Source organism: Acaryochloris sp. IP29b_bin.137 (assembly GCF_028285745.1).
Classification (GTDB): Bacteria; Cyanobacteriota; Cyanobacteriia; order Thermosynechococcales; family Thermosynechococcaceae; genus Acaryochloris.
This window is the reverse complement of record NZ_JANQOP010000346.1, coordinates 1-14,253: the sequence shown is the minus strand read 5'-3', so window position 1 is coordinate 14,253 and position 14,253 is coordinate 1. Positions and strand designations below refer to the sequence as shown.

At 48.6% G+C, this 14,253-nt stretch carries 11 protein-coding genes; 3 read left to right on the top strand and 8 right to left on the bottom strand.

Features of this window, described 5'->3' with window-relative positions; genetic code table 11:
- Nucleotides 1–2 precede the first annotated feature (2 nt).
- From Q0991_RS23340 to Q0991_RS23310, 7 genes are all read right to left on the bottom strand, one after another.
- Nucleotides 3–1,448 (bottom strand): oligosaccharide flippase family protein, encoded by a 1,446-nt coding sequence (locus Q0991_RS23340; protein ID WP_299493150.1) that lies wholly within the window; start codon nucleotides 1,446–1,448, stop codon nucleotides 3–5.
- A gap of 4 nt (nucleotides 1,449–1,452) precedes the next feature.
- A complete protein-coding gene (locus Q0991_RS23335; RefSeq protein WP_299493148.1) occupies nucleotides 1,453–2,958 on the bottom strand; it encodes a GMC oxidoreductase in 1,506 nt (501 codons plus the stop codon).
- Nucleotides 2,955–4,298: a DegT/DnrJ/EryC1/StrS family aminotransferase gene (locus Q0991_RS23330; protein WP_299493146.1), complete on the bottom strand. Its 1,344-nt coding sequence runs from the start codon at nucleotides 4,296–4,298 to the stop codon at nucleotides 2,955–2,957. Before Q0991_RS23330 ends, Q0991_RS23335 begins: the two co-directional genes overlap by 4 nt.
- Nucleotides 4,299–4,592: 294 nt before the next feature.
- Nucleotides 4,593–7,262 (bottom strand): response regulator, encoded by a 2,670-nt coding sequence (locus Q0991_RS23325; protein WP_299493144.1) that lies wholly within the window; start codon nucleotides 7,260–7,262, stop codon nucleotides 4,593–4,595.
- The gene (locus tag Q0991_RS23320; RefSeq protein WP_299493142.1) at nucleotides 7,259–7,654 is read right to left on the bottom strand and encodes a response regulator; all 396 of its coding nucleotides are present in this window, start codon (nucleotides 7,652–7,654) and stop codon (nucleotides 7,259–7,261) included. The genes Q0991_RS23325 and Q0991_RS23320 overlap by 4 nt, the downstream gene beginning before the upstream one ends.
- 54 nt (nucleotides 7,655–7,708) lie before the next feature.
- The gene (locus tag Q0991_RS23315) at nucleotides 7,709–9,256 is read right to left on the bottom strand and encodes an ATP-binding protein (protein WP_299493140.1); all 1,548 of its coding nucleotides are present in this window, start codon (nucleotides 9,254–9,256) and stop codon (nucleotides 7,709–7,711) included.
- Complete coding sequence (locus Q0991_RS23310) at nucleotides 9,210–9,773, bottom strand: heme NO-binding domain-containing protein (RefSeq protein ID WP_299493138.1); 564 nt, start codon at nucleotides 9,771–9,773, stop codon at nucleotides 9,210–9,212. Before Q0991_RS23310 ends, Q0991_RS23315 begins: the two co-directional genes overlap by 47 nt.
- 955 nt (nucleotides 9,774–10,728) lie before the next feature.
- Here Q0991_RS23310 and Q0991_RS23305 point away from each other — a divergent pair.
- The 3 genes from Q0991_RS23305 to Q0991_RS23295 all read left to right on the top strand — a co-directional run bounded on the left by Q0991_RS23305 (nucleotide 10,729) and on the right by Q0991_RS23295 (nucleotide 13,410).
- Complete coding sequence (locus Q0991_RS23305) at nucleotides 10,729–11,496, top strand: class I SAM-dependent methyltransferase (protein WP_299493136.1); 768 nt, start codon at nucleotides 10,729–10,731, stop codon at nucleotides 11,494–11,496.
- The gene (locus Q0991_RS23300; protein WP_299493134.1) at nucleotides 11,493–12,203 is read left to right on the top strand and encodes an iron-containing redox enzyme family protein; all 711 of its coding nucleotides are present in this window, start codon (nucleotides 11,493–11,495) and stop codon (nucleotides 12,201–12,203) included. The genes Q0991_RS23305 and Q0991_RS23300 overlap by 4 nt, the downstream gene beginning before the upstream one ends.
- A 157-nt stretch (nucleotides 12,204–12,360) precedes the next feature.
- Entirely contained in the window at nucleotides 12,361–13,410 is a 1,050-nt protein-coding gene (locus Q0991_RS23295; protein WP_299493132.1) for a TauD/TfdA family dioxygenase, read from the top strand.
- 104 nt (nucleotides 13,411–13,514) lie between these two features.
- Here Q0991_RS23295 and Q0991_RS23290 read toward each other — a convergent pair whose 3' ends face one another.
- The gene (locus Q0991_RS23290) at nucleotides 13,515–14,069 is read right to left on the bottom strand and encodes a hypothetical protein (RefSeq protein WP_299493130.1); all 555 of its coding nucleotides are present in this window, start codon (nucleotides 14,067–14,069) and stop codon (nucleotides 13,515–13,517) included.
- Between the last annotated feature and the right edge of the window lie 184 nt (nucleotides 14,070–14,253).

Here is a 14,253-nt window from a genome sequence, read left to right as displayed (position 1 = left end):
AATCAGGAAGGGGCGCGCTTCAGTACTTGTTGCACGGTCTGCGCCATCTGCTGGGGAATTTGTCCCCGCGATGCGATCGCAACCCCACTTAGATACACTCCCAGCACCACTAAGATTTGGAAACCCCAGCGTAGTGTTCCTGACCCAGGAATATGGAGTGCTAGGGCAATGGCAGCACCAATTGTAACCGTGGGTAACACCGCAGGCTGGAGCAGAGGCAGTAAGCGCCAATGAGCAGCTCGTGCAGTTGCCATCCAAAACCAAAGTGCTGCAACAACGCCCATTAGGCCTGCAACCGAAATCGCAACGCCCATCACACCATTCCACTGCGCTCCGAACCAGAAGGCTGGGAGACAAAGAGGTACCAGCACCCAGTTGATGACGGCATTAATTTGGGGCTTGTTGAGGGCATTGAGGGCCGTGCCAAGAATGGACATAAATCCACGGGAGTAGGCAAACAATAGCACCACCTGAAACAACGGCACCACAGGGGTCCAGTTGGCACCATAGCATAGGGGAATCAGCCAGGGTGCCACCACATATCCAAGGCCATAGATGGGGGCGGCCAAAATCGTGTAAAGCGATAAAATCTTGCGGATATACTGCTGCTGTTCTGTGGGATCTTTCTGGGAAAGAACCGAAAAGTTGACGTGGTTGATCCGGGAGAGGGCGTAAAGGGGCAGCATGGCCAATTGATAGGCCATGTTGTAGTAGCCTAGCGCTGTGGTCCCCAACAGCTTGCCAACGATGAAGTTATCACCGTTGGTGTTGACATACACCGCCAGGTTAATGCTGATCAGACTGCTGATATAGCCTCTGACGTCTTTGACGGCTTCAGGATTGGGTCGCAATGTGTACTGGAACGAATACTGACTAAAGCGACGTTTGAAAATTGCTTCGACTAGCGTGCGGGCAAGTTCTGCGATCGCAAAAGACCATACCCCAGCTCCACAGGCCGCTGCGATCACCGCTCCCCCCAGTCGGGCGAGACCAGACAGCCCCTCGGCAATAGCAACCTCACCGAACTTCATTTGGCGCTGCAAAACGGCGTGATGGGATCCGGTTCCGGCACCCATTAAGAACACTAGACCCGTCACAGCAGTTAGGGGCCAGACGATGGGTTGCTCAAAGATGCGGGAGAGGAGAAAGCCGGCGATCGCCTGCACCCCAAACATCAACACCGACAGGTTGACGCCCAGGCTGTAGACCGCATTCACCAAGGTTTTGTCAGCGAGGCCCCGCTGGACCAATACCTTAGCCACCGCCACATCTCTGAACAGCTCTGACAGAGTTGTGAACACCAGCACCATGCCCCAAATGCCGAAATTCTCTGGAGACAGTAGTCGGGCCAGAATAATCTGGGAAACAAACTGCGATAGCTTTGCCAGCATATAGCTGGCGGTAACAAAGACGCTGCTTTTGGCAATCTGGCGGGCGTTGGGAGCCATAACGCTAGTCTTGCACCCTCTGGTGAAGGTAAGCAGCAAGGCGCAAAGCGAGGGCAGCAGCCGTAAAAGTAGGATTTGCATAGCCCCCCGTTGGGAAAACAGACGTCCCAGCAATGAAGAGGTTTTCAATCCCGTGAACCTGACAGTGACGATTGATCACGCCCTCGCGGGGACTATCACTCATGCGGGTGGTGCCCAGATGGTGAAACGCATTTAGGAATGGGAGTGGTTCCGGGCCGGGAGTCAATGCCTGCATATCGCCAATCTCCTGGTTTTGAAAGCACTGCCTGAGAATACCGTGAAACCGATATAAATCCTGTGCCTCCTGCTTGCCCACCTGCCAATGGAGCTGGAGTTGCTGCAAACCGAGCTTATCGCGCTGCCGACTTAAGGTAACCCGACTCTCTCGACGGGGCACCTGCTCAAGATAGTTTTTAATTTGCAAGAAATCGTGCCGGAGCGGCTGCTGAGTCAGCTTGCGGTAAAAATAGCGCAGCTTGCCGCCTAGGCCAAACCCTTGGGAGCTTTTGTCGCCGTTCCACACAAACTGGGGCTGTAAAAGAATGTAGTGATTGAGAATCCGCTCTCGCCGCTGCACTGCGTCAGAGAGGCGAATCCCGAACTGTGTTGTTCCTTGTAGCGTGCGGTAGCCAAATAGAAGGGGGGCGTTGAAATTGGGTGCCGTTTTCAGAATGCCGTGTTCAACTTTGGGGTGATCCATGTAGTAGCGTCCTACCACATCGTGTTCATTCCCCAGTCCGGCAGTATTTTGGTGCCGAGACAGTAGTAGAATGCGGGCATTCTCTAGCCCGCCACAAGCCAAGATATACACTTTGGCTTTGATTCTAAATTCAAGGCCATTGAGGCAAGCCAGTCGTAGACAGCGAATAGTGTTGAGAGACTCTGTGGCTTCCACCTCTATCACATTGGCATTGAGGTAAATCTGGATGTTGGAGGCTCGCTGTAAATCTTGGCGATAGGCGGTACGAAAATTTAGCGAGGTTCGTCTTCGGAGAGAGACCACTGGCGTGAGTTTAGGACTGGCAAAGATTTGTCGCTCGCTCTTGTAGGGATGTCGTAAGGGCCAATGAGCCGCCTGAATTTGTCGGTAATCGGGCAGCTTGAACAGAGCAGCCGCTCGTTGAAAGTAAGGTCGGAGTGTGTTGTAATCAATGGGCCAGCCGCTATTGGCCACCCACTCACGCTTTTCAAAGTCGATGGCGTCTAGGGGGAGACAGCGACCCGTCCAGACATTTGTTGTGCCGCCAAAGTAACGGATTCGTGAGGGTGCAGTTTGACGAATCGGGTAGCCAACATTTTCAAAGTCGTAGAGGGATTGGGTGGCCTCGTCTGGTCCTAAATCACCACTTTCGATCAAGCATACATGCTGGGTTGTGTCTTTGAACTGGAGCGAGATCGCAATCCCCATCGCTCCCGCCCCCACAATACAAAGATCGGTATTAATCGTTGTACCGTCAGGAAGCTGTCGGGCATCAATCGTCGGGGTCATGATGTGGATCCGTGAGGCCGGAGTTTGGAGAGAACTTTACGGCTGAAGGTTGCGGCACTGAATGTGATCGTATTTCCCCACTGGGGCCAGCGGCGCGCCTGCTCCTGAATTTTGGTGATCGCCGTCACAACTCCTTCAATTTGCTGGGCGGTTGCTAAGAGATTGGCATGGGGCAAAATCACCACGTCACGAACGACCCGCTCCACATGGGGTAGCTGCATCGCTTGATAGTCTGGGAATGGCTGCCCACCCCAGTCGTGGGTCATCACCTGCCCACCTGGCCCAAAGTTACGATTTTGGAACAGGGGTGTCTTGTAGAGCGGTGGATAGCCCGCTTCCCCACAGGGAATCCCTTCCGCTTCTAAAGCTTTCACGAATAGATAGCGAGGTAAACCGTTGAAGGCTTGGGCATCGTAATAAAACATATACAAATATCCCGGTGCCTCCTCTTCAGGATGGCGAAGTTGAGGCTTAATCCCTTCAATTTGACCTAGACCAGCATCCAGTCGAGCAATATTGGCTAGCTTTTGAGCCCGCTGCTGTTGAAAGCGTTCAAACTGCACCTGAACCACCGCTGCTTGAAACGCCGTCATCCGGTAGTTAGAGCCGATCAACTCTGACTGCAGATTTTCCCCATCCCGCTGCTGAAGACAGTTTTGATACAACGCCTGATCACTGGTGGTGATCATTCCCCCCTCCCCTGCCGTGATCACCTTACCCCCCTGAAAGCTAAAGGAAGATGCCACTCCAAAACTGCCCGCAGATTTGCCCTGTCGCTGAGAGCCGTGAGCGTGGGCACAGTCTTCAATAACGTGGAGCTGATGCTCCGTTGCCATCTGGACAATTTCATCGATTGTGCCCGTAACGCCAGCAATGTGAACCGGCATAATGGCCTTTGTTCGAGGCGTGATTGCAGCCTTTACCGCCGCCGGATCAAGGGTGAACGTATCGGGACAGATATCCACGATAATGGGGGTTGCTCGCACCATCAGCACTGCTGTTGCACTGATCACGAACGTAAAGGCAGGGACGATCACCTCATCCCCAGGGCCAATCCCCATGCCACGCAAGATGATTTCTAGCGATTGACTGCCGTTGGTGACCGCAAGGCCATAGCTTGATTGATGAAATTGGGCGAATTGGTTCTCTAGTTCCGCTACAACAGGATGACTGGCGTCCCAAATGCCGCTGGCTGCGATCGCACGGGTCGCCTCAACTTCACGCTGGTCAAATACTGGCCAGCAGGGGAATGGAGTTCTAACAGCGGGTGCCCCCCCCAATAGTGCGATTTGCCCCATAGCGCTGTGTTGCTGTTCAAAAGAGGAGTCATGCAGCGTCATGCCACTCACTGATTTATCTTAATATCATGATTGGCCTATACCCCAGTCCAACATAAATATCAGTGAGTATACTGGCTGCACATTTGACCGATATCTGGCATATATTCTAGAGCTTTTGAAAATCAATATGCAACAACGAGATGGGCATCTAGATGTTGCCAGAGGATTGGGTATTTCCCTAGCAGTCTTCGAACACAACTGGCTCGTTGTTCATGAAAAGGGAGAGTTGTTTAACGTGGGGTTCACAATAATCCTTTCCCTGAAGTTGAGCTTTTGTAAGGCGCCAGTCGATGGCTAGGCCAATGCCTGAACCGATGCATATGCTAAATATCGATCTAAAGCGGCTTGCAGTTCTTCTGTCCGAATGGGTTTACTGACATAATCTTGCATCCCCACTCCTAAGCAGCGCTCACGATCGCCCTGCATGGCATTCGCCGTCAAGGCAATGATATGGGGGCGTTCTTGCGGTTCCCAATCCCGTTGAATGGTTGCGGCTGCTGTCAGACCATCCATATCCGGCATATGGACATCCATCAGGACAATGTCATAGGTTTGGCGCTTGAGGGCGGCCAAAACTTCATGACCATTGTTGGCGACATCGGCGCTGTAGCCCAGCTGCTTTAGGATTAGCAACGCAACTTTCTGGTTCACGGCGACATCTTCGGCTAATAAAATTCGTAACGAGTCCGGTCTCACCCGCTCAATCTCAGACTGTTGAAGAGGTTCGGATTGGATGGGTTCACCAAATATATTGGCTAGGACATCATGGAGCCGTGATTGCTGAATGGGTTTATTCAAAATGGCGGCAAAATTGATATCCGGCTGCTGTTGAATCAGCTCGTCTTGGCCCAGAGAACTCAACATGACTAAGGGAAAGTCTGCCCATTGTTTTCGAATTTGTCCAGCCAAGGTTAAACCATCCATTTCTGGCATCTGCATATCTAAGATAGCGAGATCGAATGGATGATCGCCGGTCAGTAACTCTAGGGCATCGGTGCCTTGCTGGACTGCGTGGCTGGTCATTCCCCAGGACTGGGCTTGCAGGGTCAGGATTTTACAGTTGGTGGGATTGTCATCCACAATTAGCACATGTTTACCCCCCAAAGGGGCGGGAGAAATTACGGGTCGTTGCTTAGGCTCGGTAACGGAGGCGGAAATCGTGAAGCAAAAGGATGAACCCTTGCCCACTTCACTTTCGACCCACATGCGACCTCCCATCAGTTCGCAGAGCCGATGACAAATGGCTAACCCTAATCCGGTCCCACCATATTTTCGGGTCGTGGACGCATCCACTTGGCTAAAGGACTTAAACAACCGATCCATGCGATCTGCCGGGATGCCAATGCCAGTATCTTTGACCACAATCTGGAGGATATGATGATGCTCCTGGACTGGGGCGGGCTGATCGGTGGTGATGTCATTTACATAGACCACCACTTCACCTGCTTCGGTAAACTTGACCCCATTGGTGAGCAAGTTGACGATAATTTGTCGTAACCGGGTGACATCCCCCATAATCCATTCAGGGGTATTCGGTTCAAATAAATAGGCCAACTCTAAGGTCTTATCCACGGCCCTGGGGGCTACAATTCGCAGAGCCTCTTCGATACAAACCCGCAGATCAAAGGGCTGGTGCTCAAATTCCAGTTTGCCCGCTTCAATTTTAGAGAAATCCAAAATATCGTTAATTAGGGTCAGCAAGGCATCCCCGCTGCTACGAATGGTCTCTACAAAGTCTTCTTGTTGCAAGTCTAAATCAGTATTGAGAAGCAGACCAGTCATACCAATGACGGCGTTCATGGGTGTCCGCAACTCATGGCTCATATTGGCTAAAAACTGGGATTTAGCGATATTAGCAGCATCTGCATCGCGTTTTGCCTGCACGAGGGCGGCATTATTGGCTTCTAGGGCCTGGCGCTGCTGTTGCTCTTGTTCCAATAGCTGCGCCTGGGCAATGGCAATTCCCACTTGACCGGCGACAGCCCCCAACAGTTCGATATCAGCTTCTGACCAAGGGCGGGTGCGATCGCACTGATGTAACACAATCACGCCATTCGCCTGTCCTTGATAGGAGGTGCGGGTAGCCAGCAGTGACTTCAACTGGGCCTGTTCACAGAACTGGATTTCTCCCTCGGTCATCTTTTCCAGATCCAGCTCAGGGATGGCCCAAACCTGATCATGGTCAAAGATTTCCGTTAGCAAAGGATGATTGCCCATCTCTAGGTCCAGGCATGATATATAGTCCATCTCCAGATACTCAGCCATATCAGACTCGGCTGAGATCTGGGTTGTATAGCTTTGAATAAAGCATCGACTGGCTGTCAGCGTATAGCCTAACTGATCGACTGTGGTTTGAAAAATATGCTGAGTATCTAAGCTCCAGCGAATATCCTGGGTAATTTGCTCAATCAACAGGACCCGCTGAATTTGCAAATTCAGATTCTGATTGACGGCTTCCAGGGCAGCAGTTCGTTCTTGAATGACTTGCTCCTGCTCCGCTGTCAACTGCTGGAGCTTTTGGTTCATGGACTGCAGTTTGAGGTTCTGCTCTGTCAATTGCTGATCCGTCAAATAACTCTGAACCGCAGCGGAAATGGTTAATCTTAAATCGTCTGGCTGCCAAGGTTTGGCAATGTAGCGATAGAGATCGGCATGGGTGACCGCATTTGCGATCGCATCGACATCCGCCTGTCCCGTCAACATCACCGTGATCGTTTGAGGAGACTTCTCATGAATCTGTTGGAGGACTTGATCCCCCTTCATTCCTGGCATGATGTAATCGGAGATCACCACCGCCACTTCATATTCATCTTCGAGCAGTTCATCAACAATCTCTAGAGCTTCTTCCCCTCCCTGAGCGGTTTCTATCGTGCAGTCCTGACCAATAGATTTGCGTAGCTCAATCTTGAGGGATTCTAGAACCGTAGATTCATCATCCACACAAAGGACAAAAGGCTTACTCATAACGCTTCCAGATTCGACTTCAGCAGTTCAATTAGCTCGCTTTTACGCCAGGGCTTATGAATAAAACGATGGAGATCCGCCTCCTCTTTTGCCCGCTCAATGGCCGAAGGATCGGCCTGCCCAGAGAGCATTATCTTGATAATCTTGGGATGTGATTGATGGAGTTGGACAAAAAATTCGTCTCCCTTCATCCCCGGCATTAGCCAGTCACACAGCACCAAAACGACTTCTACGCCATCTTCATAAAGTTCTTCCACAATTTCTAAGGCTTCGTTGGCATTGATAGCTGCCTCCACATTGCACAGATCACTGAGTTCTTTCTTGATCTGTATTTTGAGACTATCTAAAATAACCTGCTCATCATCCACACAGAGAATCACTGGTTTAACCATCACCTCTATCCATTGCTAAACGGTCTGTTATTAAGACGCCTTCCCTTTACAGCATCAAGCTAAAGGGATAGACACTGTAAACTGGGTATTTCCTGGCTCAGATTCCACCGTTATCTCTCCCTCATGCTTCGCCACAATCTTTTTGACAATATCTAATCCCAAACCGCTCCCTTCCCCGGGGGGCTTGGTGGTAAAGAAGGGTTGGAATATTTTGGGCATGACCTCTGCCGGAATCCCCTGACCACTGTCAGCAATTTTGACTTGGACCTGATGGTCCTGCTGTTTGACGTCCAGGGTTAAGGTGCCTTGATAGTCCATGGCCTGCAAAGCGTTATGGATAAGATTGGTCCAGACCTGACTCAGTTCATCGTGGAAACAGGATACTGAGGGGATAGGACCATAATTGCGGATCACCTCAACCCCATTCTTGAGTTGGCTTTGATATAGGGTTAAAACCGTCTCAATATCATTAATTAGATTTGTGGTTGATTTATTGCCAGAATGGTCGAAATGGGTGTAACTCTTGAGGGCAAAGACCACTTTGGCCGCTTTGTCCGTGGCGGTCTTAATGGTTTTGGTGCTATTTAATAAGGTTGAAAACTGATAGGCCATATCCAGCGTCTGGCGGCCTTCCGGGGACCGTAGTCGGGGGACGATTGCCTCAATCTTTTCTAGATAGTTCAGCTCTGCTAAGGTATCTGCCACGTCATCAGCCTGTTCGATTCCTTGTTCTTCGAGCATGCGGATATTGCCTCGCTTAAGCTTGCGTTTTTCGCGACTGCTGAGAATCATCCTGTCTTGGTTGGCTGAGTCTAGTAACTCTCCGAATAAGTGATTGCCCTCCACTGTCAAGTTCTGAAAAAAGCTAGGCAGTACCCTGAGATTGCGTTCCAAAAAGTCAGAAATATTTTCGACAGAGGATCGAATCGCACCTAAAGGGGTGTTGATCTCGTGGGCAATCCCGGCAATCAGCTGTCCCAGGGAGGCCATTTTCTCGGATTGAATCAGCTGATCTTGGGTGGCTTCTAATTGTTGGAGGGTTGCTTGCAAGTTCTCATTTTTGTCCTGAACGATCTGCAACGTTTGCTCCAGTTCGGTCTGCTTTAAGGTCAACTCTTCCGTTAACTTAGTGGTGTCTGCTAAGGCCGTAGATTTAGCTTGAAGGAGATAGAGAAAATCAGACGTCGGCTCATGGATCGCGAAATCCTGCAGTTTGACCCCATTCTCTTTGAGTTCGCAGAGGTCGGTGACCCAAAGTGAACCAATAAAGAATATGACCTCTTCAGTTTGAACAGGCATCAACTGACCTTTCAGTTGGAATCCCTGCTGAATCGATTCGATTAAAAAGAGTTTTTTCGACTTTTTAATTAGAGCATCATAGTCCAGCCCAACTTTAGGACGCTGTATTTGAAAAAATTGGTCCAGTTGCCCACCAATCAGTCCTTCAGGGGCAATGCGTTGCAAAACCTTCCCCGCTTGGACAATCTCCAGATTGCGGTTGAAGACAAAATGAAAGGGAAAAATCTGAGCAAAACAGTCTGGGGGCAGATTATGCTCAATGGAAGGGGCATTTGACTCTGTACTTAACTGAGAACTGATCATGATCGGCACCCTCCTCACGACTATGGGTCTGATTGACATCTACCTCTGTTTCAAAACGCTCACCGAGCCCTTCCACCAGTCCCATCACCATGGGGGCTAAGCCATCTCGTTCCGAGTGATAGTGCAAGGTCAATTCATCCTCATCGGCTTCATCACAATCGAAAGATGGGGGTTGTAATTTGGGGAATATCACGCCCACTCGAGCATGAAGATCATCCAAATTCTCGAGGAATTCGGGTAAATCATCACCATTCATTTCCATTAATTCTCCATACCCTTCTTGAGCCGTAAACTGAACCCAATACTTGCCAAAAGCATGCATCACTTCTGCTGGAGAGAGTTCCAAAACTTCGCTAGCCGCGCCCACCAACCTGTAGGTCACTTCATCGGGATAGCCCTCCAGGCTGACGAAGGTGTCCGTTTTAACCTCAGCTTTCTGTTTAATCGCTTCCCAGATTGCATCACTAAAATGGCTGCGCACCATTTCTTCGATGGCTTTATTCACCAGGCCGTACATGAGGATCTCCCAAGTGATCTAAAGATTGACAGCTCTATGGTTCCCAATCCCATAAAACATGTTCCAAACAGTTCGTAAGTTTTATTTTCTCTATTTTTATGCTTATAAATATAAATAGCACCTGGCAAAGGCCTTGTAATTTGGGTCTCATTTTTTAATGCTTCTGTTAAAGATAATAATTTCCATGTTAACTGGATATATTGATAAATAAATCTAGAATAACTTGATGCAAAAAGAAAAAATGAATGCAGTGAAAAGCATTCATAATGAAGGATTTGATTTGTTTTTGTCTACTGTTAATAATTTAATTAAGATTGTTTTTTTGTGTTTGATCTGTTAGCGATGGCGAGTAGTTTGTATACTAAAGAATATACGCGTAAAGCTATAGAGAATCCGTATAAACACTCATAAAAACCTTATCTAACTGGGTTTACATGCATGAAAGTTAAGTGTTTATACGGATGCAAGGCCATGGATAAAACAAATACTCTCTGATTTATTGCAAAAACAAAATCAGTTTTTAGCAATGAATTTTGCATTTCGAACCAAGCAATAAATTCTTCCGAGAGATATTTATAGGCTGTAAATTATATTTTTTGGCCACAGGTATCTCAGAATACAAATAAATAGATAATATTATCTATTTATTTGACCAAATTATTATGGTAAGCAGCTATCTCTACCAGAATTAGAACTCGGTAGAGAACATTTTCTTCTTGAAAAGAAGTATGGCTATATCTGCTTGGAAGAATTTAGCAAGCAGTCAACAACATGATGTGGTTATAGGTTAATGACTAACCTTAGACATGATCGAAAAAGTGGAGCATATTTTAACCTGTTCACTCATTCCTTCACCCCTCTATCTGAAGTAACAGCAGATCCTATTTTCTGGCTGGTCAAGCAGTGTTAACCCCTCGTTTTTGTTGTTAATCCATTTAGAACCCAAAAGGAATCCATGATTACTGCCAATAGACAATCAACCCAAGCGTTGTACAACGATACAGCGGCTCGATGGGTTCGTGGGGGACCCAGTTCTCTATCTGACTTCACAGCCCGTCCCGCCATTTTGGAGATGTGTGCACCTGTTCAAGGGCAAAAGATTCTTGATCTTGGATGTGGTGAAGGCTATTGCAGCCGCCAGCTACACCATCTGGGTGCAGCATCTGTTTTGGGAATCGATCTTTCGCAACGGATGATTGAAGCTGCCCAGACTCAGGAGCAACAAGAACCGCTCGGCATTACCTATCAAGTGGGGTGTGCCACGGATGTTCGTCATTACACTCAGGATCGGTTTGATCTGGTGGTGGCGGTCTTCTTGTTTAACTACCTGACGGTGGCCCAAACCCAGGCTTGCATGGCTGAAATCTTTCAAGTGCTTGAACCCGGGGGGCGATTTGTATTTAGCATTCCCCACCCCGCTTTTCCCTATATGCGCCAGGCGGAGTTTCCCTTTTATTTCCAAGTGGAGGGGAACAACTACTTCAGTGGACGTGACCAGCAATGTCCAGGCCGAATTTGGAAGCGTGATGGTTCTTGGTTAGAGGTTCAGCTGATTCATAAAACATTGCAGGACTTCTTTGAAGCCTTGCAAATGGCTGGTTTCTCTAGTATGCCGACTGTTCGTGAATTACGGGTTTTACCTGAGCATGTCGAGCTTGATCCTGATTTTTTCGGCCCGTTAGTTGATTACCCCCTGCATATGGCGATTGAGGTATACAAATGAAAACAATAACTGCCTACTCAATGGATTCTTTTCGGAGACTGACTGAACACCATCCGTTATGGAAACATCCGTTTCTGGAACGGTGCCGCGCAGGTGAATTAACGTTGGCAGAGGTCCGCGTCTTGGCGGTCCAGATGTACAAATTTTCTCAAGCCTTTAATCGCATCCTAGCCAGCATTATGTCCTGCTGCCCGGATGAGAGTGCCCAGTTGGTGATCATGGAGAATCTTTTGGATGAAATGGGACAGGGGAATTTGGCCCATGCGCATCCAGAACTCTTCCGACGCTTTACCCGATCGTTGGATATTGATGATGGGACGTTACTGTTAACACCGCCTGAGCCGGAAACCCAGGCCATGATCGATACGTACCTTGCTTTGCCCCATAAGTATGGTTACTTAGCAGCTTTGGGAGCTGTCTGCTTTGCGTCAGAGGGAATTGTGCATTCTCTGTATACTCAAATCCGTCAAGGCATTGTCGGGACATCCCCCTTCTCACCAGAAGCACTGATCTTTTTTGAAGTCCATATTGATCTGGATGACGAGCATGCTGCTCATTTGGAAGCCCTGATCGAACCGCGATTAAAGACGGTTGAAGCATCAATCTATTTGCATCGAGCGATAAAGCAAGCGATGGATTCTCGACTGAGATTCTTTAATGGTATTCAGCGTGCTTCCGAAGCCGTGTCTCATGTTTGGGCAGCCTAACGATCTTCTTTTGGTTGCTCAGTCGCTTGGAGTTTCACTCAATGGGACTCCAACTGTATCTGGGGGGCTCGGAGACTGACGGTCACTGGTTGCCATCTTCTCCTTCCCTCCCTTTTTAGCTCATCCGACGCTTCAATCCATTCTTTACGTCATTGTCATGCCACTTTTAACTCGTAGGGGTCACATCGAAGACCTATCCTCGGTGATGATCAAAGCTAAGTCACAGCCTAATTGGACTAGATCCGGTTTAGAGGCTACGCCTCATTGGAAAATCACGCTGCCCGATTCCCTATTGTCTTCAGTGTTAGTGCTCAATCATTGGTTGGAGGCAAGGGGGTATACCTGGCAATCCCCAGAAGCCAAGGGAATGAAAATTAAAAATCTTGATCTTTTGGCAAATCTTATTCGCTACCATCTCATTCGAACAACGGGTGTCGTTTTATTGTCTGGGTTCAATGTTGCCGAGTATGGCGAGTCGGCAGGGCGTCTTCTGCTCTCTCAACTCGGTTATGCGTTGGGCACTGTGTTGGATAAGCGGGGCCTTTTGTATGATGTTTGCGATCGCGGTCTAGATCATCGTCAGGATAATGTCCTATTCTCCAGCACGTGCACATCGCCGGGATTCCACACGGATAGTACGGATGCTGACCTAATGCCGGGAATTGTGGCGTTATTCTGTCTGTGCACTGCTCAGTCAGGGGGCCATAACCGACTGGTCAATACCCTTGCGACCTATCAACATTTGCTGCGAACTCAACCTCATGTTTTGCGGCGGCTGTGTCAGCCCTATATTCGCGACAAAATTGTTGTTAATGAAGTGGGAACGCGATCACACCAAGAGCGATTGCGGAATTCGTTTCCAGTCTTTGAGTGGGGACGTTGGTATCCCGGCTTAACCTGTCGGTATATGCGCTATTGGATTGAGGCTGGGCATACCAAAGCTGACATGCCGCTGACGGATATTGATCAGTTGGCACTGGATCAATTTGAAGCCGTGATAAATCGGAAAGATCTGACTTACGAGCTGAAGCTCGAGCCGGGGGATATGCTTTTCCTCAATAATCATTTGATTGCCCATGACCGTACCGAGTATGTGGATTGGGAAGAACCTGAGCGCAAGAGACATCTAGTACGGATGTGGGTGGGGAATGATGCCCTACACAACCAGGCACCCAAACCCGATCATCTGCAGTTGAACCATATTTAGTGGTAGGAGTTCTTTGTGCCTTATCCTGGCTGTCGATTGTTATTGAGGTGGTTTGAAGAATACCTTCTTTGAGGGAGCAGTATAACCTCTCATCTAATCGATGATTATTTTTGGCGTTCAATCAGGTCGACCCACAGCAAGGCATCATAAGGAACTTTCCCAGCGCCTCGTTTGTATTGATCAAGCACCATACTGGCATCATCAATCAGGACTTTCTCAACAGAAACACGATTCACTGTGTACGGAGTATCGGCAAAGGGTGCATCCAGGCGATGTCTAAATTCTTGATCGATTAAAAAGGATTCAATCAGGCGATAGGGATGACCGTCATGACTGGTGCCCTTCTCCAAGTCCCAATCTTTACTCTGAATCGCTGTCCTCGCAAGATATTTGGAAATCCAGGGATAATTGATCGCTCGTCCCAGGTACATTCCCTCAAGCGGTGTGGCATTAATTGGGCGCTTACTCAGCCATTTCTGAATCGACGTTCGATAGTTCGCTTCATCAAATGTGCAGCCGAGTTCTTGTCCCCGCAGTCTAAAGCCCGATGCAGTGGGGCTACCATCAATGATGGGAGAACATTGATTGCTATTCCAATGGTTGAACCCACTTCCCGAAATAAGGTACCAAACCCCAAGGGTGACGAAAAAGACTGGCATCAACTCATAATCCTTTATGGACAAGATATTTCAAGTTTAGCCAAAACCAATTTGTGAGTGATTCTCAAACTTCTATCCTCATATCTTACAACTCATTTCGGGTTTTATTCCATGGGTCAAATTATCTGAAACCCTCTCACTGCATAGCCTTCCATCGACACAGATTAAAATGGCTCCAGCCTTT